Genomic DNA, 21,257 nt, shown 5'->3' on the forward strand with positions numbered 1-21,257 from the left:
GAATGCATAACCCGCCAGCTTGCCATGGCTGGCGCGCGCGCTTGTGGCGGCGCGGTGAACGAAAGCTTTCTTTACCGAGGCTGCTGACCTGCCAACAGAACTAAGGGCTCGCCGCCGTGACGATGTCCCGGTGCATGGGGGCCAGGCGCGCCAGCATGCCGTTCTGGGCGGCGAAGGGGATGCCCTTGGCGTCCATGGACTGCTGCAGGATCTCCACCAGCGCATTGAAGTCGCGGCGGCGGATTTCCAGGTCCTGGTGCACCAGCTTCATCGGCACGCCCTGGTAGACGCAGGGGCCGCCGGCCTCCTGGCAGAGCTGCTCGGTCAGCTGGGCGGTCAGGTTCTCGCGGTTGGTCTTGCTGAAGAAGGGCGCCGTGCGCGGGTCGGCGAACAGGCGCGGCACGAAGTCGTCCATGACGGCGCGGATGCCGGCCTTGCCGCCCCAGGCCTGGTAGACGCTGTCGTTGGCCGGCGATGTCTGCGCCAGGGCGCAGGCGCTGGCCAGCAGCAGGGCGGTGAGGGTGATCAGGCGCATGGCGTTTCCTTCAGAGCGCGAACTGTGCGGACAGATAGCTGCCCGTCTGGCGCCTGGGCTGCACGGCCGGGGCGATGCGGCCGAGGTCCACCCAGGCGGCCGTCAGCGAGACATGCTTGCTGGGCGCCCAGGCGATGAAGACGTCCTTCCAGTCGTCCTCCTTCAGCGCGCCGGCGCCGAGGACGGAGCTGTTCAGGTTGTCGGGCTTGGCGCGGAACTCGAAGCCGATGGCCAGGTTCTTGGCCAGCAGCTTGGCCACCGAGAACTCGGGCTGCAGGCGATAGCCCTTGCCCTGGGCGCCGCCAAAGCCCAGCAGGCCGTTCTGGTTGGCCTTGGTGGCGCGCAGCGTCAGGTTGACGAGGACGCCGTCGGCCAGGAAGAGCTTGGTGGCGCTGGCATAGAAGTCGGTGCCCGAGTCCTTGGCACCCAGCGGGCCGAAGAGGGTGGGGCCGAGGTTGCCGGCCTGGGTCTTCTTGTGCTCCAGGCCGATGGCGATCTGCGGCATCAGCGTGTCGCTGTCCAGCACGGCGTCGCCGGCCAGGCGGACCTTGACGCCAAGGATGCGCTGCTTCAGGTGCAGGCCGTCCAGGCCCAGGGGCGCGAGATTGCTCTCGGTGTCGAAGTCCTGCTTGGCCAGCGAGACCTCGACGCGGTCGTGGATGCCGACGGTGGCGCCATAGGTCAGCAGGCCGTAGTTGTCGGTCTTGGCGCGGGTGATGAAGGCAGTGGCGCCGACCTCGCCGGCCGTGGCGTAGCTGCCCGTCACGGCCCAGGGTGTCAGGCCGCCGCCGGCCGCGCCGTCGATGCTGGACACGCCGCCGGTCAGCAGCAGCTTGCCGCCAGACTGGGCCAGGGCAGGGGCGCTGAGCAGGGAAAGGACGAGCAAGGGGGCGAAACGGCGCATGGATTCTCCGGCGGCAAGGCAGGGCCGCCCCACTCTACGCAGAAAGCCCCGCAACTGGATGCAAACGCCCCGGGGCTAGACTGCTCACCCTGTATTCCGTGAACTGTTCCCTGCCATGACCGCGATCTCCGAAGCCCAGCTTCAACCCCTGCTGCAAGCCGTCGTCGACCCCGGCTGCGGCCGTTCCCTGGGCGAGGCCAAGGCCATCAAGTCGGTCAAGGTCGAAGGCGCCGACGTCGCCATCGCGGTCGAACTGGGCTATCCGGCTGCCAGCCAGCATGCCGCCTTGCGCGCGGCCCTCTCGGCCGCGGCCCAGAGCCTGCCCGGCGTTGGCCAGGTCAACGTGACCATCACGACCCAGATCGTCGCCCATGCCGTGCAGCGCGGCGTGCAGCTGCTGGCGGGTGTCAAGAACATCATCGCCGTCGCCTCGGGCAAGGGTGGCGTGGGCAAGAGCACCACGGCCGCCAACCTGGCCCTGGCCCTGGCGGCCGAGGGTGCCCGCGTGGGCGTGCTGGATGCCGACGTCTACGGCCCCAGCCAGCCGCTGATGCTGGGCGCCAGCGGCCGCCCCGAGTCTCACGACGGCCAGACCATGGAGCCGCATGTCGCCCATGGCCTGCAGGTGAACTCCATCGGTTTCCTCGTCGAGGACGACCAGGCCATGATCTGGCGCGGCCCCATGGCCACCCAGGCCCTGGAGCAGCTGCTGCGCCAGACCCGCTGGCAGGAGCTGGACTACCTCATCGTCGACATGCCGCCCGGCACCGGCGACATCCAGCTGACCCTCTCGCAGCGCGTGCCCGTGACCGGGGCCGTCATCGTGACCACGCCCCAGGACATCGCCCTCATCGATGCCAAGAAGGGCCTGAAGATGTTCGAGAAGGTGGGCATCCCCATCCTCGGCATCGTCGAGAACATGGCGGTGCACATCTGCAGCCACTGCGGCCATGCCGAGCACATCTTCGGCGCCGAGGGCGGCCAGAAGATGGCGGCCCAGTACGGCACCGAGCTGCTGGCCTCGCTGCCGCTGGCCATGAGCATCCGCGCCCAGGCCGACTCCGGCACGCCGACGGTCGCTGCCGAGCCTGATGGCGACGTCGCTGCGCTGTACAAGGCCCTGGCTCGCAAGGTGGCCGCCAAGATCGCCGCCCAGGGCAAGGACTATTCGTCCAAGTTCCCGACCATTTCCATCTCCAAGAACAGCTGATGACACGCGACCTGCTCTCAGGTGTCGAGAGGCAACTCACTCAGACGGCTCGCAAGAAAGGGGCCATAACACTTGCGCGCTGGACTGCATCGGCGTCATTGGCACTGGCTGCTGGCCACGCTTGTGCGCAAGGAGGTGGGTTGACGATGATGGAGAGCATGGCGAGCGCATGTGTCCGAGCGATGCCGGCAACCAAGGTGGACTTCGAACGGGCGGTTCGCAGCCTGGTCGACAGGAACCAGGACATCTGGCCGCGCGGGCTCTCATTCCGTCTTGATGTCAGCAATCCATTCGCCGACAGGTTGGCTCAAGGGCCAGCCGAAGAATTGCGGCCGCTGTGCCAGGGGATGCTGGAGTCGCTGGCGTCGGTCAGTTTGCGGCGCGTCGTGGGCATGCCCGAGAGGGGCGACGCCACCGGCCAGGACGATGCGCTGACCTCCCGCTTGCTGCTGATCGGTGAAGGCCCGCGTAACAGCATCGGCGTTCGTCTGGCGTTTGACGATGGAGTTCGCATCCTCCAGATCTTTCCATCGTCGTCGGCCGAGACTGCGGGGCTGGCGATTGGAGACGTGATCGAGTCGGTCGGCGGTCAGCTCACGCCGAGACTCTCCGACGTCATGCTCCAAATCCTCGACGCCAAGCCCGGGCAGCCGATGCTGTTGCAAGTCCGGCGAAGCAATCAACTGCTCAAGCTGAACGTTACGCCAATCCTGCAGCAATCCTTGCAGTGATCCGAACCCGCTCGTAGCCAGTATCTTCTGGAGATCCAGATATGAAATTGTTGTGACGGCTTGCGCTCTGCGCCGGCTTTGCATTGCTTGCCGCTGCCGCCCAGGCCCAGCAGGTGCTGCGCGTGACGGCCATTCCCGACGAGTCGCCCACCGAGCTGGCGCGCAAGTTCGCGCCGCTGGGCCAGTACCTGGAGAGCAAGCTCGGCATGAAGGTCGAGTGGACGCCGGTGACCGACTACGCCGCGGCCGTGGAGATCCTGGTCAACAAGAAGGTCGACCTGGCCTGGTTCGGTGGCTTCACCTTCGTGCAGGCCAACGTGCGCTCGGGCGGCAGGGTCGTGCCCCTGGTGCAGCGCGAGGAGGACGAGAAGTTCCGCTCGGTCTTCATCACCGACGCCAAGAGCGGCATCAACAAGCTCGAGGACCTGAAGGGCAAGACCCTGTCCTTCGGCTCGCAGAGCAGCACCTCGGGTCATCTGATGCCGCGCAGCTTCCTGCTGGCCGCCAAGGTCAACCCCGACGCCGACCTCAAGCGCGTCGCCTTCAGCGGCGCGCATGACGCCACCATCGCGGCGGTGGCCAGCCGCTGATGCTGGGCGCCAGCGGCCGCCCCGACTCGCACGACGGCCAGACCATGGAGCCCCACATCGCCCATGGCCTGCAGGTCAACTCCATCGGCTTCCTCGTCGAGGACGACCAGGCCATGATCTGGCGCGGCCCCATGGCCACCCAGGCTCTGGAGCAGCTGCTGCGCCAGACCAACTGGCGCGAGCTCGACTACCTCATCGTCGACATGCCGCCCGGCACCGGCGACATCCAGCTGACCCTCTCGCAGCGCGTGCCCGTGACCGGGGCCGTCATCGTGACCACGCCCCAGGACATCGCCCTCATCGATGCCAAGAAGGGCCTGAAGATGTTCGAGAAGGTGGGCATCCCCATCCTCGGCATCGTCGAGAACATGGCGGTGCACATCTGCAGCCACTGCGGCCATGCCGAGCACATCTTCGGCGCCGAGGGCGGCCAGAAGATGGCGGCCCAGTACGGCACCGAGCTGCTGGCCTCGCTGCCGCTGGCCATGAGCATCCGCGCCCAGGCCGACTCCGGCACGCCCACCGTCGCCGCGGAGCCTGACGGTGAGATCGCGAATCTTTACAAGGCCCTGGCCCGCAAGGTCGCCGCCAAGATCGCCGCCCAGGGCAAGGACTATTCGGCCAAGTTCCCGAGCATCTCCATCTCCAAGTCCACCTGACGGGCGTCCCCTGGTATGTCCTGATTGGACAAGCGCCTCCCCTTGTGAAGAAATCGGACCACGGCGGCCAATGACGGGCGCCGGTTGGATTCGTTCCTGCACAACAAGCGGGCGGGGCCCGCAGGAGACAGCCGCATGGACATGCACCGGAGGCAGTTCTTCCGGGTGAGTGGTGCGGGGCTGGCAGCGTCCAGTCTCGTCGCGCTGGGTTTCTCGCCCACGGCCGCCCTGGCCGAGACGCGTCACTTCAAACTCGCCCGGACCACCGAGACCCGCAGCACCTGCCCGTATTGCTCGGTCAGCTGCGGATTGATCATGTACACGCTGGGCGACAAGGCGAAGAACGTCAAGTCGACCATCCTGCACGTCGAGGGCGACCCGGACCACCCGGTCAATCGCGGCACGCTCTGCCCCAAGGGCGCCGGCGTGCTGGACATGATCCAGAGCCCCAACCGTGTCAAATACCCGGCGGTGCGCGAGGCCGGCAGCAACGACTGGAAGCGCATCTCCTGGGACGAGGCGCTGACCCGCGTGGCCAAGCACATGAAGGCCGACCGCGATGCCAACCTCGTCAAGACCAATGACAAGGGCGTCACCGTCAACCGCTGGAACTCGACGGGCTTCCTGATCTCTTCCGCTTCCTCCAACGAATCCGGTTATCTGAGCGTCAAGATCGCTCGCGGTCTGGGGATGGTCTCCCTGGACACGCAGGCGCGCATCTGACACGCACCGACGGTGTCCAGTCTGGGCCCGACTTTCGGTCGCGGAGCGATGACCAACTCGTGGACGGATATCAAGAACGCTGATCTCGTCCTCATCATGGGCGGCAATGCCGCCGAAGCCCACCCCTGCGGCTTCAAGTGGGTGGTGGAGGCCATGCAGCAGCGCAAGGCCAAGCTGGTCGTCGTCGACCCGCGCTTCACGCGCTCGGCCGCCGTGGCCGACTACTACGCGCCCATCCGTGTCGGCACCGACATCGCCTTCCTGGGCGGCGTCATCAACTACATGCTGGGCCAGGGCAAGGTCCATCTGGACTACGTCAAGCTCAACACCGACGCGAGCTTCCTGACCAAACCCGACTTCAAGTTCGAGGACGGCTTCTTCAGCGGCTACAACGCCGACAAGCGCAGCTACGACAAGGCCAGCTGGGGCTACCAGCTGGGCGAGGACGGCTATGTGAAGGTGGACGACACGCTGCAGGACCCGCAGTGCGTCTTCCAGCAGATGAAGAAGCACTACGCCCGCTACACGCCCGAGCTGGTCAGCAAGATCACCGGCACGCCCCAGGACCAGTTCCTCAAGGTCGCCGAGCTGATCGCCGGCACGGCCACGGCGGACAAGGTCATGACCATCTGCTACGCCCTCGGCTGGACCCAGCACTCGGTGGGCTCGCAGAACATCCGCACCATGGCCATGATCCAGCTGCTGCTGGGCAATATGGGCCGGCCGGGCGGCGGCATCAACGCGCTGCGCGGGCATGCCAATGTGCAGGGCATCACCGACATGTGCGCCTACTCCGAGGTGCTGTCGGGCTATCTGAGCTCACCCACCGACGCCGACGTCGACCGCGAGACCTATCTGAAGACGCGCACCGGCAAGGCGCTGCGCCCCAACCAGATGGCGTTCACGCAGAACTTCCCGAAGTGGCACACCAGCCTGATGAAGGCCTACTACGGCGCGGCGGCCACCAAGGAAAACGACTTCGCCTACGACTGGCTGCCCAAGCGCGACACCGGCTACGACGTGCTGGCCCTCTTCGAGCGCATGCACCAGGGCAAGGTCAACGGCTTCATCTGCCAGGGCTTCAACCCGCTGGCGGCCGTGCCCAACAAGAAGAAGCTGTCGGTGGCGTTTGCCAAGCTGAAGTACCTGGTCATCATGGACCCGCTGGAGACCGAGACCAGCGAGTTCTGGAAGAACTACGGCCCGCTGAACGACGTCGATCCGGCCAAGATCGCGACCGAGGTGTTCCGCTTCCCGACCAGTTGCTTCGCCGAGGAGACCGGCTCCTTCACCAACTCCAGCCGCGTCATCAGCTGGAAGGAGAAGGCCGTCGACCCGCCGGGCGAGGCCAAGACCGACTCGGAAATCATGGCCCGCCTCTTTGTCAAGCTGCGCGCCATGTACGCCAAGGACGGCGGCACGCTGCCCGAGCCCATCGCGGCGCTGGCCTGGCCGTATATCAATGCCAACGTGCCCAACCCGTCCGAGGTGCTGCGCGAGATCAACGGCAAGGCGCTGGCCGACCTGATGCCGCCGGTGCCGGCGCCGCAGCTCGACGCCAAGGGCAAGCCCATCCCCGCGCCTGCACCGGCTCCTGGCGCTGCGCCGCCGCAACCCATCCTGAAGGCCGGCGAGCAGTTGCCCGCCTTCGCGATGCTGCGCGACGACGGCACGACCAGCTGCGGCAACTGGATCTACGCCGGCTGCTGGAGCCAGGCCGGCAACCTGACCGCGCGGCGCGACACGGCCGACCCGACCGGCCTGGGCGTCTTCCCCAACTGGGGCTTTGCGTGGCCGGCCAATCGGCGCATCCTCTACAACCGCGCCAGCGCCGACAAGGACGGCAAGCCCTGGGACCCGAGCCGCAAATACCTGGCCTGGAACGGCACGAGCTGGGCGGGCGGCGCCGACGTGCCCGACATGCGGCCCGACGCGGCGCCCGAGCTGGGCGTGGGCGCCTTCATCATGAACCCCGAGGGCGTGGCCCGCTTGCACGCGGTCGGCATGAACGAGGGGCCCTTCCCCGAGCACTACGAGCCCTTCGAGACGCCGGTGGGCGTCAACCTGATGTGCCCCACCAACCCCAAGGCCGTCTCCAACCCGGCGGCCCGTGTGTTCAAGGGCGACCTGGAGGCCTTTGGCAAGAAGGAGGAGTTCCCTTACGCGGCCACCACCTACCGCCTCACCGAGCACCAGCACTTCTGGACCAAGCATGCGCGCAGCAATGCCATCGTGCAGCCCTCGGCCTTCGTCGAGATCGGCGAGGAGCTGGCCAGGGAGAAGGGCATCAAGCAGGGCGACAAGGTCAAGGTGCGCAGCAACCGCGGCGAGGTCGTCGCGGCCTGCGTGGTGACCAAGCGCATGCGGGCGCTGGACGTCAACGGCAAGAAGGTGCACCACGTCGGCATCCCCATCCACTGGGGCTTCAAGGGCGTGACGAACAACGGCTATCTCGCGAATGCGCTGACCCCCTATGTGGGCGACGCGAACTCGCAGACGCCGGAGTTCAAGGCCTTCCTCGTCAACATCGAGAAAGTCTGAGGTGAACCATGTCTAGTCTGCAAAGCCAGGACGTGGTCGCCCGATCGGCCACGACGACCCCCAGCCCCTCGGTGCGTTCCACGCCCCAGGTCGCCAAGCTCATCGACGAAAGCAAGTGCATAGGCTGCAAGGCCTGCCAGGTCGCCTGCATGAACTGGAACGACCTGCGCGACGAGGTCGGCGACAACATCGGCGTCTACGACAACCCGGCCGACCTCAGCCCGACCTCGTGGACGCTGATGCGCTTCTTCGAGGTCGAACCCAAGGAGGGCAACCTCGAGTGGCTGATCCGCAAGGACGGCTGCATGCACTGCGAGGACCCGGGCTGCCTGAAGGCCTGCCCGGCACCGGGCGCCATCGTCAAGTACGCCAACGGCATCGTCGACTTCATCTCCGAGAACTGCATAGGCTGCGGCTACTGCGTGTCCGGCTGCCCCTTCGACGTGCCGCGCATCAGCAAGAAGGACAACAAGGCCTACAAGTGCACGCTGTGCTCCGACCGCGTCGGCGTGGGCCTGGAGCCGGCCTGCGTGAAGACCTGTCCGACCGGCGCCATCAGCTTCGGCACCAAGGACGACATGGTGGCCTACGGCGACAAGCGCGCCGGCGAGCTGAAGGAGCGCGGCTTCCAGAACGCCGGGCTCTACAACCCGCAGGGCGTCGGCGGCACCCATGTGATGTATGTGCTCAAGCATGCTGACCAGCCGGGCCTGGAAGGCCTGCCCGCCAACCCCAGCATCAGCCCCATGGTGTCGCTGTGGAAGGGCGTGGCCAAGCCGCTGGCGGTGGCCGGCATGATCGGCGCGGTGGTGGCCGGCTTCTTCCACTACATGAAGGTGGGCCCGGTCGAGTCGGACGAGAAGTCAGATGAGAAATCCGACGAGAAGGAGGCCTCATGAAGCTGCTCAAGCGCTATGAAGACGGCGAGCGCATGAACCACTGGCTGGTCGCGCTGCTGTTCTTCCTCGCCGGCCTGTCGGGCCTGGCCTTCTACCACCCGGCCCTGTTCTTCCTGTCCAACCTGTTCGGCGGTGGCGCGTGGGCGCGCATCCTGCACCCCTTCATCGGCCTGGCCATGGTGCTGTGCTTCGTGCCCATGATGCTGAAGCTGGCCCGCCACAACCGCATCACCGACGCCGACCAGGCCTGGAAAGCCCGCATGGGCGACATGCTGCAGGGCCGCAAGGAGGGCCTGCCGCCGGTGGGCCGCTACAACTACGGCCAGAAGCTGGTGTTCTGGATGCTGGTGTGGAGCCTGGCCGTGCTGCTGATCACCGGCTTCATGTTCTGGCGCCCGTGGTTCGCCCACCTGCTGCCGATTGACGGCGTGCGCCTCGGCGCGCTGCTGCATGCGGTGGCGGCCACGCTGCTGATCCTTGCGGTCATCATCCACATCTATGCGGCCATCTGGGTCAAGGGCACCATACGCGCGATGACGCGCGGCACGGTCAGCGAGGCCTGGGCCCGCAAGAACCATCCGCTGTGGCACGCGGAAGTGACGCGCGACGGCAAGTGACGCAGCAGGCGGGAGAGGAGAGCGAATGACGGGAGGTACGCAGGCCACCATCAAGCTGATGTCGCCCGAGGAGATCTCGGCCCGGGCCGGTGGCGCCGCCCCGCCGCCCCTGCGCCTGCCCGCGGGCGCGACGCTGTTCGCCGAACGCGCGCTGCGCCTGCGCCAGCTGGCCGCCGGCCATGCGATGCGCGACTTCCTGATCTTCATGGCCGACCTGGCCCAGGCCCAGCAGCAGGTGCTGGCCCGCGTCGGCGAGCTGCCGCTGCCCAGCGCCTCCAGCATCGCCGCCGCTCGCGCCGTGGGGCGTCCGCCGCTGTCGGCCGCCGACTGGGAGCGCGACCCGGCCTGGCATGCCCTGCTGCGCGATCTGGTCGACACGCTGGGCCCACGCGCGCCGGCCGCGGTGCAGCCAACGCTGCGGGCCCTGCGCGCGGCCGATGCCGACACGCTGGAGACCCAGGCCGACTGCCTGCTGACCGGCGTCATGCGCGGCCTGGACCTGGCCGCCGCCCCACTGGTCGCCGCGGCCCTGCAGGTCTACTGGACTGCCCTGGTGCAGCGCACCGCGGCTCGCTTCGACCAGCCCGGCCAGCCGGCCTTCGCGCTGACCGAGGACGAGACCCTGTGCCCCTGCTGCGCCAGCCGGCCCATCGCCAGCATCACCCGCCAGGTGGCGGACGTGGCCGGCCAGCGCTATCTGCACTGCTCGCTGTGTGCCAGCGAATGGCATATGGTGCGCATCCAGTGCCCGCACTGCCTGTCGGGGCTGAAGCTGGCCTATGAATCGCTGCAGGCGCTGGACGGCGACGCGCCCGCCAACGCCGCCGCCGTGCAGGCCGAGACCTGCGGCGACTGCGGCCATTACCTCAAGATCGTGCACACCGAGCGCGACCCCTTCGTCGAGCCGCTGGCCGACGACCTCGCCAGCGTCACGCTGGACCTGCTGGTGTCCGAGACCGGGCTGCGCCGCCACGGCGTCAACCTGCTGCTGCTGTTCGGCGACCCCGACGGCCCGCCGCCCGACCCGCCCGGGAGTCCCTGATGGCCCCGCCTCCCGAGTCCGTGGTTCACGGCTCGAAGGCAGCCCCCAAGGACCTGCCCTCGACCGACAAGCTGCTGCGCCACTGCGAGGCGCTGCTGGCCGAGCACGGCCACACGCTGGTGGCCGGCGAGGCGAGGGCGCTGCTGGACGCGCTGCGCATCCGCGCGCTGGCCGGCGAGCTGGCGCCGCAGGCCGTGAGCCTGGCCGCGCTGCAGGCGCAACTGACCGCGCGCGTGCAGCAGCGGCTGCGCCCGCGCATGCAGGCCGTCATCAACCTGACCGGCACCGTCATCCACACCAACCTCGGCCGTTCCCTGCTGGCCGACGCGGCGCTGCAGCAGGTGCTGGCGCTGATGGGCGAGCCCAACAACCTGGAGTTCGACCTTGCCGCCGGCGCGCGTGGCGACCGTGACGACCTCATCGAAGGCCTGCTCTGCGAGCTGACCGGCGCCGAGGCGGCCACCGTCGTCAACAACAATGCTGCCGCCGTGCTGCTCGGCATCGCGGCGCTGGCCGGCGGCAAGGAGGCCATCGTGTCGCGCGGCGAGCTGGTCGAGATCGGCGGAGCCTTCCGCATGCCCGACGTGATGAGCGCGGCCGGCGCCACGCTGGTGGAAGTGGGCACCACCAACCGCACCCATCCGCGCGACTACCAGCAGGCCATCACGCCGCGCACCGGGCTCATCGTCAAGGTCCACACCAGCAACTACCAGGTGCAGGGCTTCACGGCGGCGGTCGACGAGGCCACGCTGGCGCCCATCGCCCACGCGGCCGGCCTGCCGCTGATGACCGATCTCGGCAGCGGCGCGCTGGTCGATCTCTCCAAATGGGGTTTGCCCGCCGAGCCGCTGCCGCAAGCCATGCTGGCCGCGGGCTGCGATGTCGTGACCTTCAGCGGCGACAAGCTGCTGGGCGGCCCGCAGGCCGGCCTCATCGTCGGCAGCAGGGCCGCCGTCCAGCGCATCCGCAAGTTCCCGATGAAGCGGGCCCTGCGCCTGTCCAAGCTGCCCTTCGCCGCGCTGGAGGCGACGCTGCGCCTGTATCTGCGGCCCGAGCGCCTCGTGCAGGACCTGCCGACGCTGCGCCTGCTGACCCGCCCCCAGGAGCGGATCACCGCGCTGGCGCGCCAACTGCTGCCCGACGTCGCCGCAGCCGTCGCGCCGCGCTTCAGCGTCGAGGTGGTCGTGCTGCAAAGCCAGATCGGCTCGGGCTCGCTGCCCGTCGAGCGCCTGCCGTCGGCCGGCCTGGCCCTGACCGCAGCCGACGGCCGCGGCCGCACCCTGGACGCCCTGGTCACGGCGCTGCGCGCGTTGCCCCGCCCCGTCATCGGCCGCATCAAGGACGACCGCCTGCTGCTGGACCTGCGCTGCCTCGAGGAGCCCGCGCTGCTGACCTCGCAACTCGGCGCGCTGAAGGAGCAGCTGGCGTGATCGTCGGGACGGCCGGCCACATCGACCACGGCAAGACGACGTTGGTGCGCGCGTTGACCGGCGTCGACACCGACAGACTGCCCGAGGAGAAGGCGCGCGGCATCAGCATCGAGCTGGGCTATGCCTACCTCGACGTTCCGGAGCACAGCGAACGAATTGGCTTCATCGACGTGCCCGGCCACGAGAAGCTCGTCCACACCATGCTGGCCGGCGCCAGTGGCATCGCCTTCGCGCTGCTGCTCGTTGCCGCCGACGACGGCGTCATGCCGCAGACGCGCGAGCACCTGGCCGTGCTGAGCCTGCTCGGGCTGACGCGCGGCGCCGTCGCCATCACCAAGGCCGACCGCGCCGAGCCGGCGCGCCTCGACGCGCTGCGGGGCGAGATCCGCGCTTTGCTGGCCGGCACCGGGCTGGACACCGCGCCCATCCTCACCGTCTCGGCCCACACCGGTCAGGGCCTGGCCGAGCTGCGCGAGCTGCTGTTCGACGCCGCCCGCCACACGCCGCCGCGCTCGACCCAGGGTCTGGCCGCGCGGCTCGCGGTGGACCGCGCCTTCAGCCTTGACGGCGTCGGCACCGTCGTCACCGGCACCCTGCACGCGGGCGAGATCGCCATCGGCGACGAGCTGACCATCCAGGGCCACCGCGCGAGGGTGCGCAGCCTGCATGCCCAGAACCAGGCCGTCGAGCGCGCCCGCGCCGGCCAGCGTTGCGCCGTCGCGCTGGCCGGCCTGGCGCGCGAGCAGGCGCCGCGCGGCGCTTGGCTGACGGCGCCGCATGTCGCGCTGACCACTGAGCGGCTGGACGCCCGCATCCACCTCTGGCCCGGCGAAGCCCGACCGCTGCGCTCCGGCGCGCGCTTTCACCTGCACCTCGGCGCGCAAAGCGCGATGGTCGGCGTCGCCGTGCTGGACGGCGAGGCCATCGAGCCGGGCGCCTCGGCCCGCGTGCAGCTCGTCTGCCATGCCCCCGTCGGCGCCTGGCGCGGCGACCGCCTCGTGCTGCGCGATGCCGGCGCCACGCGCACCGTGGCGGGCGGTGTCGTGCTCGACCCCTTCGCACCCACGCGCTACCGCCGCACGCCCGAGCGCCTGGCGGAGCTGGCCGCCTGCGAGCTGCCCAGCGCCGCGCGCCGCCGCGAGCGGCTGCTGACGCTGTCGACGCTGGGCCTGGACCTGGCCCGCTTCGCCCAGGCCGAGGGGCTGGCCGAGCCCCAGCAGGGCTGGGCGCTGGGCGAGGCGGCCAGCGCGGCGCTGACCGACAAGCTGCTGGCCGCGCTGGCCGACTTCCATGCCAAGGCACCCGACGAACTCGGCCCTGACGCCGCCCGCCTGCGCCGGTTGGTGGCGCCGCGCATCGCCGAGGCGCTGTGGCGCGAGCTGCTCGCCGGCCTGCGCGCCGCCGGCCGCATCGCGCTGCGTGGCGCCTTCGTGCACCTGCCCGCACACGGCGTGCAGCTGTCGGCCGTGGAGCAGCGCATCGCGCAGAAGGTCGCGCCACGGCTGGCCGCAGCCGGTGCCGAGGGCGCCTGGGCGCGCGACCTGGCGCGCGACTGTGCCGAGTCCGAACCGCTGCTGCGCGCCACGCTGGCGCGGCTGGCCCAGCAGGGCGAGCTGCACCAGGTCGTCAAGGATCTCTATTGCGACACGCCGACGATGGCGCGCCTTGCGGCCATCGCGCGCGGCATCGGCGCTGCCCAGGGCAAGGTCACGGCGGCCAGCTTCCGCGACGCGACGCAGCTCGGTCGCAAGCGCGCCATCCAGCACCTGGAGCACTTCGACCGCGTCGGCCTGCTGCGCCGCGTCGGCGATGAGCACCGGCTGCGGGCAGACAGCGCCTTGTTTTCAGAAAGCATGCAGACATGAGGAAGGGGAACGACACCGGTGTGTCGGCCGGGCTTCAAACCCGGTGGGTGGCGCCACGCGCCGCTGGGTGGGTTCGACTCCCACCCCCTTCCGCCAATCGCCGCGGAGCCGCGCATGGCTGAGCTGCCCGCCGGCTTCTGGCTCTGGCCCGACGACCAGACCTGGGCCCAGCCGCTGGCCGGCGGGCAGGTGCGCATCGGCATCACGGCCCTGGGGCTGAAGGCCTCGGGCGAGATCTATATGTGCCGCCCCAAGGCCGTCGGCAGCGCGGTGGAGCAGGGCCGCTCCATCGGCGTCGTCGAGCTGGCCAAGTCCGTCGTGTCGGTGAAGTCGCCGCTGTCGGGCGTCGTCACACGGGTCAACGAGGCGTTGGACGCCCGACCCGAGCTGGTCCATTTGTCGCCTTACGAGGCGGGCTGGCTGGCCGAGCTGGCACCTTCGCAGCTGGAGGCCGAAAAGGCCCGGCTCGCCACCGGCGAGGTTGCCATCCGCGAGGCCATGGCCCGCTGGGCCTGGCTCAACAAGCTGGACGAGGCTTCATGAAGCGCGCCGGCCTCGCCATCCTGCTGTGGGCCACGGACCCCGACGACCCGGTGCGCCTGGCCACGCCCTTCGCCCAGGCCGCGGCGGCGGCGGCGCTGGAGATGCAGGTGGAGGTCTATTTCACCGCCCGTTCGGTGCTGCTGCTCAAGCCGGGCGTGGCCGGGCAGCTGCGTGCGTCTGAGCGTTTCGACAAGACCATTGCCGACTGGATGCAGGACGCGCTGGAGCATGGCGCGCGCTTCTTCGCCTGCTCGGATGCGCTGGCCGCCCAGGGCCTGACGCATGAAGACCTGATCCCTGCCGCACGGCGCCACGGCGGTGCTGTCCAATACGCCTCCCGCGCCGCCCACTCGGCGTGGGCCACCCTCGTGTTCTGACCTCTCAACCTTCAGGAGAAATCTCATGGTCCTCTCTCGTGTCGTCGCCAGTCTGGCGCGCGGTGTGGTGTTGTCGCTGGCCCTGGCCGGCGGGGCGGCCCAGGCCCAGCAGGTGCTGCGCGTGACCGCCATCCCCGACGAGTCGCCCACCGAGCTGGCGCGCAAGTTCGCGCCGCTGGGCCAGTACCTGGAGAGCAAGCTCGGCATGAAGGTCGAGTGGACGCCGGTGACCGACTACGCCGCGGCCGTCGAGACCGTCGTCAACAAGAAGATCGACCTGGCCTGGTTCGGCGGCTTCACCTTCGTGCAGGCCAACGTGCGCTCGGGCGGCAAGATCGTGCCGCTGGTGCAGCGCGAGGAGGATGAGAAGTTCCGCTCGGTCTTCATCACCGACAAGGCCAGCGGCATCGCCAGGCTGGAAGACCTCAAGGGCAAGACGCTGAGCTTCGGCTCGCAGAGCAGCACCTCCGGCCACCTGATGCCGCGCAGCTATCTGCTGGCCGCCAAGATCAACCCGGACGTGGACCTCAAGCGCGTGGCCTTCAGCGGCGCGCACGATGCGACCATCGCGGCGGTGGCCAGCGGCAAGGTCGACGCCGGCGCGCTGAACATCTCGGTCTGGGAGAAGTTCGTCACCGAGAAGAAGGTGGACCCGGCTGCGGTCAAGGTCTTCTACACGACGCCGCCGTACTACGACTACAACTGGTCGGTGCATGCGGACATGCCCCAAGCCCTGCAGGACAAGATCAAGGCCGCCTTCCTGGCCCTGGACCCGAACACGCCGCAGGGCAAGGAGATCCTGGGCCTGCAGCGCGCGACGAAGTTCGTCGCCACCAAGCCCGAGAACTACACCGGCATCAAGGCCGCCGCTGAAAACGCAGGTCTGCTGAAGTGATCGCACTCAGCGGCATCGACGCCGCTGCACTCGGTGGCGTCGCCCCAGTGCTGCGCGGCGTCAGCCTGGCGCTGGCGGCAGGCGAGCAGATCGCCGTCATCGGCGCCTCGGGCGCGGGCAAGACAACGCTGCTCAATCTGCTGGCGCTGATGCAATGCCCGCTGAACGGGCGCTTCACGCTGGATGCGACCGACCCTTGGGCGCTGAGCCGCCGCGAACGCCAGCGCCTGCGCGCGGACATCGCGCTGGCCCCCCAGCAGCCGCCGCTGCCGCCGCGCCAACGCGTGGCCGTGGCCGTGCTGGCCGCGCGCCTGCCGCGCATGTCGCTGGCGCGCAGCCTGCGCATGCTGTGGAGCCCGCCGGACGCGCCGCTGGCCCAGGCCGCACTGGCCCAGCTGGAGCTGGCCGACAAGCTCTGGCTGCGCGTGGACAGGCTCTCGGGCGGCGAGCGCCAGCGCGTCGGCCTGGCGCGGCTGCTGGTGTCCGACGCCCGCCTGTGGCTGGCCGACGAGCCCCTCGCCGCGCTGGACCCGACCCGCGCCGAACTGGCCCTGGCCGCGCTGCGCCGCAACGCCGGCGAGCGCGGTGCGGCCCTGGTCTGCAGCCTGCATCAGGTCGATCTGGCGCTGAAGCACTTCCCGCGCGTCGTGGCGCTGCGCGCCGGCCGGGTCGTGTACGACGGCGCGCCGGGTGGCCTCGACGAGGAACTGCTGGACGAGCTCTACCGCAGCCAGAACGAGGCACCGCCCGAGATCGCGCCGCTGCCGCAACCCATCCCCTTGCCCCAGGCCATGTGCCGATGACGCTGCGAGATCCCGCTGTCGGCCAGCGCTGGGCCACGCTGCTGATCGCCCTGGTGCTGGCCTGGCCGCTGCTGGTGCTGGCCGAGTTCAAGCCCTGGGCCCTGTTCGATGAGCGCAGCCTGCGCGCGACGGGCCGTTTCCTGGCCCAGTTCATCACGCCGCGGGCTGACGGCGAGTTCCTGGCCCTGCTGGCCCGTGACACCTGGCGCACGGTGGCCATCGCGACTGCGGGCATGAGCCTGGCGCTGCTGCTGGCCGTGCCCCTGGCCCTGGTGTCGACATCGCGGCTGTCGGCCAGCACCCTGGAAGGGCTACCCGGCCCGGCGCGTTGGCTGCGCCGCGCGGTGCGGGCCCTGCTGGTGCTGCTGCGCTCCATTCCCGAGCTCGTCTGGGCCCTGGTCTTTGTGCGTGTCGTCGGCCTGGGGCCGACGGCGGGCGTGCTGGCCATCGCGATTGCCTATGGCGGCATGCTGGGCAAGGTCTATGCGGAAATCCTGGAGAGCGCCGATGCCGCGCCCACCCAGGCCCTGCTGCGTTCGGGCAGCGGTCGTCTGCAGGCCCTGCTGTTTGGCGCGCTGCCGAGCTGCCTTCCCGAACTGCTGAGCTACACCGTCTATCGCTGGGAATGCGCGGTGCGCTCCTCCGTCGTGCTCGGCTTTGTCGGCGCGGGCGGCCTGGGCCAGCAGCTGGACAACGCCTCCAAGATGTTTGCCGGCAACGAGGTCAGTGCCATCCTGGTGGTCTTCATTGCGCTGGTCATGGCCAGCGATGCCTTCAGCCGCTGGCTGCGCGGGAGGCTGGCATGAGGCTGTCCACCGCCGCCGTGCTGGCCGGCCTGCTGGCACTCGTCTTCGCCAGCTTCTGGTCGCTGGACCTGCAATGGGCGGCCTTCCTCGGTCCCGAGGCCCTGGCCAGCATGGGCCGCTTCGGCCTGAGCTTTTTCCCGCCCGAGACGGCACCGGCCTTCCTCGCCAAGACCGGCTGGGCCTTGCTGGAGACACTGGCCATGTCGGCCCTCGGCACGGCCCTGGCCGTCATCGGCGGCCTGCTGCTGGCCCTGCCCGCGGCCGGCTCGGGTGCGTCGCGCGCGGCGGCGCGGCTGGTGCTGAACGCGCTGCGCAGCGTGCCCGAGCTGGTCTGGGCCGCGCTGCTGCTCATCCTCGCCGGCCTGGGACCGCTGCCGGGCACGCTCGCGCTGGCCCTGCATACCAGCGGCGTGCTGGGCCGGCTGTTTGCCGAGAGCTTCGAGAACGCGCCGCCCGAGGCCGCCCTGGCGCTGCGCCAGCGCGGCGTCGGCGCCGGGCGCGTGTGGCTGTTCGCCACGCTGCCCCAGACCCTGCCCCAGCTCGTCAGCTACACCCTCTACCGCTGGGAGAACAACATCCGTGCGGCCAGCGTGCTGGGCGTCGTCGGCGCCGGCGGCCTGGGGCAGATGCTGAGCTATCACCTGGGCCTGTTCCAGATGCACGAGACCTGCACGGTGCTGATCGCGATGATCGCCCTCGTCGGCCTGGTGGATGCGCTGTCCTGGGGGGCGCGCAGAATGCTGACGCGATGACCGCCGACACTGCCCTGCAAGCGCTGCTGACCCGCTATTCGGTCGGCCCCAAGCATCTGGTTGAGCCCGGGCCCAGCGACGAGCAGCTGGCGCAGATGGTGGAAGCCGCACTGCGTGCACCCGACCACGCCGAGTTGGTGCCTTATCGATTCAAGCTGGTGCGCGGCGAGTCAAAACAGGGCATGGCCGCCCTGTTCGCCGACGCGGCGCGTGCGGCCGGCAAGGGCGAGGAGGGCGCCGCCCTGGATGCCGAGCGCGCGCTGAAGCCGCCGATGACGGTCGCCGTCGTCGCCCGCATCGACCTCGGCCACCCGCTGGTGCCGGCCCATGAGCAGTGGGCTGCCGTGGGCGGCGCCATCGCCAGCTTCCTGACGGCGGCCCATGCGCTGGGCTTTGGCGGCAAGATGCTCAGCGGCGCCAAGGTGCGCAACCCGGCCATTGCAGCCGCCTTCTGCGAGCCTGGCGAGACGCTGCTGGGTTGGATAGCGCTGGGCACGCCGGCTCGCAAGCCGGCCGGCCCTTCGCGCAAGCCCGACCCCGGGCAGGTGCTGATCGACTGGCACCCGGCTTGCAAGTGACAGTCCGACTATGGAACTTACTCCCAGAGAGAAGGACAAGCTCCTTCTGTTCACCGCCGCCCTGCTGGCCGAGCGCCGCAAGGCCCGTGGCCTGAAGCTCAACTACCCCGAAGCCGTCGCGCTGATCAGTGCCGCCATCCTCGAAGGCGCCCGCGACGGCAAGACCGTGGCCGAGCTGATGAGCGAAGGCCGCACCGTGCTGACCCGCGACGACGTCATGGACGGCATCGCCGAGATGATTCCCGAGATCCAGGTCGAAGCGACCTTCCCGGACGGCACCAAGCTCGTCACGGTCCATCAACCCATTGTCTGAACCCATGCGCGCACTGACCTTGCTCCTGATCGCCGCTCCGGCCTTCGCCCACGAGGGCCACGGTCCCTCCGGCCCGCACATGCACGGCTGGGACGGCCTGGGCACGCTGGCCCTGGTCGCGGCTGCCGGTGTCGCGATCTGGTGGTTCACCAAGGGCCGCAAGTGATGATCCCCGGCGAGCTGATCACCGCCGAGGGCGAGCATGAACTCAACCCGGGCCGCCGCACGCTGACGCTGAAGGTCGCCAACACCGGCACCCGCCCCATCCAGGTCGGCTCGCACTACCACTTCGCCGAGACCAACGCGGCCCTCGGCTTCGACCGCGAAGCCGCACGCGGCATGCGCCTCAACATCTGCAGCGGCACGGCCGTGCGCTTCGAGCCGGGGCAAACGCGCACCGTGGAGCTCGTCGACCTCGGCGGCGACCGCGCCGTCTGGGGCTTCCGCGGCCTGGTGCAGGGCAAGCTATGAAGATTTCCCGCCGTGCCTATGCCGAGATGCTCGGCCCCACCGTTGGCGACAGGCTGCGCCTGGCCGACACCACCCTCATCATCGAGATCGAGCAAGACCTGACGCTGCGCTCGGGCGGCTATGGCGAGGAGGTCAAGTTCGGTGGCGGCAAGACCGTGCGCGACGGCATGGGCCAGTCCCAGCGGCCCAACGGGCCAGGCCCGGGCGATGCCGTGGACACCGTCATCACCAATGTCGTCATCGTCGACCACTGGGGCATCGTCAAGGCCGACATCGGCCTGCGCGGCTGCCGCATCGCCGCCATCGGCAAGGCCGGCAACCCCGACGTGCAGCCCGGCGTGGACATCGTCATCGGCCCCGGCACCGAGATCATCGCGGGCGAGGGCTTCATCGTGACGCCCGGCGCCATCGACACCCACATCCACTTCATCTGCCCGCAGCAGATCGAAGAGGCGCTGATGAGCGGCGTCACCACCATGATCGGTGGCGGCACCGGCCCCGCCACCGGCACGCTGGCCACCACCTGCACGCCCGGCCCCCACCACATCGCCACCATGCTGAAGGCCGCCGAGGCCTTCCCGATGAACCTGGGCTTCCTGGGCAAGGGCAATGCCTCGCGCCCCGAAGGCCTGATGCAGCAGATCGAGGCCGGGGCCATCGGCCTGAAGCTGCACGAGGACTGGGGCACGACGCCCGCCGCCATCGACAACTGCCTGAACGTGGCCGAGCTGACCGACACACAGGTCGCCATCCATACCGACACGCTGAACGAAAGCGGCTTTGTCGAGGACACCATCGCCGCCTTCAAGGGCCGCACCATCCACAGCTTCCACACCGAAGGCGCTGGCGGCGGCCACGCGCCGGACATCATGAAGGTGGTGGGCGAGGCCAACGTGCTGCCCAGCTCCACCAACCCGACGCGGCCGTTCACCGTCAACACGCTGGACGAGCACCTCGACATGCTGATGGTCTGCCATCACCTGGACGCGGGCATCGCCGAAGACCTCGCCTTTGCCGAGAGCCGCATCCGCCGCGAGACCATCGCCGCCGAGGACATCCTGCACGACCTCGGCGCCATCAGCATGTTCTCGTCCGACTCCCAGGCCATGGGCCGCGTCGGCGAGGTGAGCCTGCGCTGCTGGCAGACCGCACACAAGATGAAGGTGCAGCGCGGCGCCCTGCCGGGGGACGGCGCCGGCAACGACAACGCCCGCGTCAAGCGCTACCTCGCCAAGCTCGCCATCAACCCGGCGCTGGCGCATGGCATCAGCCACGAGGTCGGTTCCATCGAGGTGGGCAAGTGGGCCGACCTGGTCTTGTGGAAGCCCGCCTTCTTTGGCGTCAAGCCGTCGCTGATCCTGAAGGGCGGCTTCATCGCCGCCGCCGCGATGGGCGACGCCAACGCCTCCATCCCGACGCCGCAGCCGGTGCACTACCGGCCGATGTTCGGCTCGTTCGGTGCGGCGCTTCAGCAGGGCTCATTGACCTTCGTGAGCCAGGCAGGGCAGGGCGCTGTCGAGAAGCTGGGACTGGCCAAGACCCTGGTGCCGGTGAAGGGCTGCCGCTCGGTCAAGAAGGCCGACATGCTGCTCAACAACTACCTGCCGACGATGGAGATCGACGCGCAGACCTACGAGGTGAGGGCGGACGGCGTGCTGCTGACCTGCGAGCCGGCGAAGGAGTTGCCGATGGCGCAGAGGTATTTCTTGTTCTAAATAGGGCCGCCCTAGCTCTCAGCGCGCTAATCCCAACCGATCTGAGGTGGCTCGGTGCTTGAAGGAAGTTCTTCCGCGCGACTTTGGCTACGCCAAGCTATTTGGGTCAGTTCCCGAATGGGATCTACGAAGGGTTTTGCTTCCTTCCCGAATTTTCCAAGCGCCACGCCAGCGTCGCCAATAAGTTCCCAGAGTCGTTCCAAATCTGAGATCTTCTTATGTATCTCGGCTTCAAGCGCTCAAGCCTTCTGAGGATTC

Annotated in this window: 21 protein-coding genes, 1 tRNA gene and 2 pseudogenes; 22 read left to right on the forward strand and 2 right to left on the reverse strand. The window is 69.2% G+C overall.

What is annotated here, in order from left to right; all coding sequences use genetic code 11:
* Window positions 1-100 precede the first annotated feature (100 nt).
* Window positions 101-535: a group I truncated hemoglobin gene (locus tag AC07OY_RS18000; RefSeq protein WP_495043980.1), complete on the reverse strand. Its 435-nt coding sequence runs from the start codon at window positions 533-535 to the stop codon at window positions 101-103.
* Between the two features lie 10 nt (window positions 536-545).
* Entirely contained in the window at window positions 546-1,439 is an 894-nt protein-coding gene (locus AC07OY_RS18005; RefSeq protein ID WP_495043981.1) for a DUF3034 family protein, read from the reverse strand.
* A 115-nt stretch (window positions 1,440-1,554) separates the two neighbouring features.
* On the opposite strand from AC07OY_RS18005, the gene apbC reads away from it, so the two are divergent.
* From apbC to ureC, 22 genes and pseudogenes are all read left to right on the forward strand, one after another.
* Window positions 1,555-2,649 carry an iron-sulfur cluster carrier protein ApbC gene (apbC, locus tag AC07OY_RS18010; RefSeq protein WP_495043982.1) on the forward strand — a complete coding sequence of 365 codons (1,095 nt, stop codon included), beginning with the start codon at window positions 1,555-1,557 and terminating at the stop codon, window positions 2,647-2,649.
* Window positions 2,649-3,380: a PDZ domain-containing protein gene (locus tag AC07OY_RS18015; RefSeq protein WP_495043983.1), complete on the forward strand. Its 732-nt coding sequence runs from the start codon at window positions 2,649-2,651 to the stop codon at window positions 3,378-3,380. Before apbC ends, AC07OY_RS18015 begins: the two co-directional genes overlap by 1 nt.
* An 83-nt stretch (window positions 3,381-3,463) precedes the next feature.
* Window positions 3,464-3,964, forward strand: a pseudogene (gene phnD, locus AC07OY_RS18020) (phosphate/phosphite/phosphonate ABC transporter substrate-binding protein); the annotation flags it as partial.
* Window positions 3,952-4,629: pseudogene (locus tag AC07OY_RS18025) on the forward strand (P-loop NTPase); the annotation flags it as partial. The pseudogenes phnD and AC07OY_RS18025, both read left to right, overlap by 13 nt.
* A 135-nt stretch (window positions 4,630-4,764) precedes the next feature.
* A complete protein-coding gene (fdnG, locus tag AC07OY_RS18030) occupies window positions 4,765-7,893 on the forward strand; it encodes a formate dehydrogenase-N subunit alpha (RefSeq protein WP_495043984.1) in 3,129 nt (1,042 codons plus the stop codon).
* An 8-nt stretch (window positions 7,894-7,901) separates the two neighbouring features.
* The gene (fdxH, locus tag AC07OY_RS18035) at window positions 7,902-8,792 is read left to right on the forward strand and encodes a formate dehydrogenase subunit beta (protein WP_495043985.1); all 891 of its coding nucleotides are present in this window, start codon (window positions 7,902-7,904) and stop codon (window positions 8,790-8,792) included.
* Window positions 8,789-9,409 (forward strand): formate dehydrogenase subunit gamma, encoded by a 621-nt coding sequence (locus AC07OY_RS18040; RefSeq protein WP_495043986.1) that lies wholly within the window; start codon window positions 8,789-8,791, stop codon window positions 9,407-9,409. The genes fdxH and AC07OY_RS18040 overlap by 4 nt, the downstream gene beginning before the upstream one ends.
* A 25-nt stretch (window positions 9,410-9,434) precedes the next feature.
* Window positions 9,435-10,451, forward strand: a complete 1,017-nt coding sequence (fdhE, locus tag AC07OY_RS18045; protein WP_495043987.1) for a formate dehydrogenase accessory protein FdhE — start codon at window positions 9,435-9,437, stop codon at window positions 10,449-10,451.
* Window positions 10,451-11,881: an L-seryl-tRNA(Sec) selenium transferase gene (gene selA, locus AC07OY_RS18050; RefSeq protein WP_495043988.1), complete on the forward strand. Its 1,431-nt coding sequence runs from the start codon at window positions 10,451-10,453 to the stop codon at window positions 11,879-11,881. Before fdhE ends, selA begins: the two co-directional genes overlap by 1 nt.
* Window positions 11,878-13,746 (forward strand): selenocysteine-specific translation elongation factor, encoded by a 1,869-nt coding sequence (gene selB / locus AC07OY_RS18055; protein WP_495043989.1) that lies wholly within the window; start codon window positions 11,878-11,880, stop codon window positions 13,744-13,746. Before selA ends, selB begins: the two co-directional genes overlap by 4 nt.
* Window positions 13,747-13,842 (forward strand) — tRNA-Sec (locus tag AC07OY_RS18060).
* A gap of 18 nt (window positions 13,843-13,860) precedes the next feature.
* A complete protein-coding gene (locus AC07OY_RS18065; RefSeq protein ID WP_495043990.1) occupies window positions 13,861-14,289 on the forward strand; it encodes a glycine cleavage system protein H in 429 nt (142 codons plus the stop codon).
* The gene (locus AC07OY_RS18070) at window positions 14,286-14,666 is read left to right on the forward strand and encodes a DsrE family protein (protein WP_119042498.1); all 381 of its coding nucleotides are present in this window, start codon (window positions 14,286-14,288) and stop codon (window positions 14,664-14,666) included. The genes AC07OY_RS18065 and AC07OY_RS18070 overlap by 4 nt, the downstream gene beginning before the upstream one ends.
* Before the next feature lie 25 nt (window positions 14,667-14,691).
* Window positions 14,692-15,561 carry a putative selenate ABC transporter substrate-binding protein gene (locus AC07OY_RS18075; protein WP_495043991.1) on the forward strand — a complete coding sequence of 290 codons (870 nt, stop codon included), beginning with the start codon at window positions 14,692-14,694 and terminating at the stop codon, window positions 15,559-15,561.
* Window positions 15,558-16,364, forward strand: a complete 807-nt coding sequence (locus AC07OY_RS18080; protein ID WP_495043992.1) for a phosphonate ABC transporter ATP-binding protein — start codon at window positions 15,558-15,560, stop codon at window positions 16,362-16,364. The genes AC07OY_RS18075 and AC07OY_RS18080 overlap by 4 nt, the downstream gene beginning before the upstream one ends.
* Window positions 16,361-17,170: a phosphonate ABC transporter, permease protein PhnE gene (phnE, locus tag AC07OY_RS18085; RefSeq protein WP_495043993.1), complete on the forward strand. Its 810-nt coding sequence runs from the start codon at window positions 16,361-16,363 to the stop codon at window positions 17,168-17,170. The genes AC07OY_RS18080 and phnE (AC07OY_RS18085) overlap by 4 nt, the downstream gene beginning before the upstream one ends.
* Window positions 17,167-17,922, forward strand: a complete 756-nt coding sequence (gene phnE, locus AC07OY_RS18090) for a phosphonate ABC transporter, permease protein PhnE (RefSeq protein ID WP_495043994.1) — start codon at window positions 17,167-17,169, stop codon at window positions 17,920-17,922. Before phnE (AC07OY_RS18085) ends, phnE (AC07OY_RS18090) begins: the two co-directional genes overlap by 4 nt.
* Window positions 17,919-18,500 carry a nitroreductase family protein gene (locus AC07OY_RS18095; protein WP_495043995.1) on the forward strand — a complete coding sequence of 194 codons (582 nt, stop codon included), beginning with the start codon at window positions 17,919-17,921 and terminating at the stop codon, window positions 18,498-18,500. Before phnE (AC07OY_RS18090) ends, AC07OY_RS18095 begins: the two co-directional genes overlap by 4 nt.
* 10 nt (window positions 18,501-18,510) lie before the next feature.
* Complete coding sequence (ureA, locus tag AC07OY_RS18100) at window positions 18,511-18,813, forward strand: urease subunit gamma (protein WP_495043996.1); 303 nt, start codon at window positions 18,511-18,513, stop codon at window positions 18,811-18,813.
* A 4-nt stretch (window positions 18,814-18,817) separates the two neighbouring features.
* Window positions 18,818-18,979, forward strand: coding sequence for a hypothetical protein (locus AC07OY_RS18105; protein WP_495043997.1), 162 nt, complete (start codon window positions 18,818-18,820; stop codon window positions 18,977-18,979).
* Window positions 18,979-19,284: an urease subunit beta gene (locus AC07OY_RS18110; RefSeq protein WP_310325508.1), complete on the forward strand. Its 306-nt coding sequence runs from the start codon at window positions 18,979-18,981 to the stop codon at window positions 19,282-19,284. The genes AC07OY_RS18105 and AC07OY_RS18110 overlap by 1 nt, the downstream gene beginning before the upstream one ends.
* Window positions 19,281-20,999 (forward strand): urease subunit alpha, encoded by a 1,719-nt coding sequence (gene ureC / locus AC07OY_RS18115; RefSeq protein ID WP_495043998.1) that lies wholly within the window; start codon window positions 19,281-19,283, stop codon window positions 20,997-20,999. The genes AC07OY_RS18110 and ureC overlap by 4 nt, the downstream gene beginning before the upstream one ends.
* The last annotated feature ends 258 nt before the right edge of the window (window positions 21,000-21,257 follow it).

Source organism: Roseateles sp. GW821-FHT09H10, assembly GCF_059415865.1.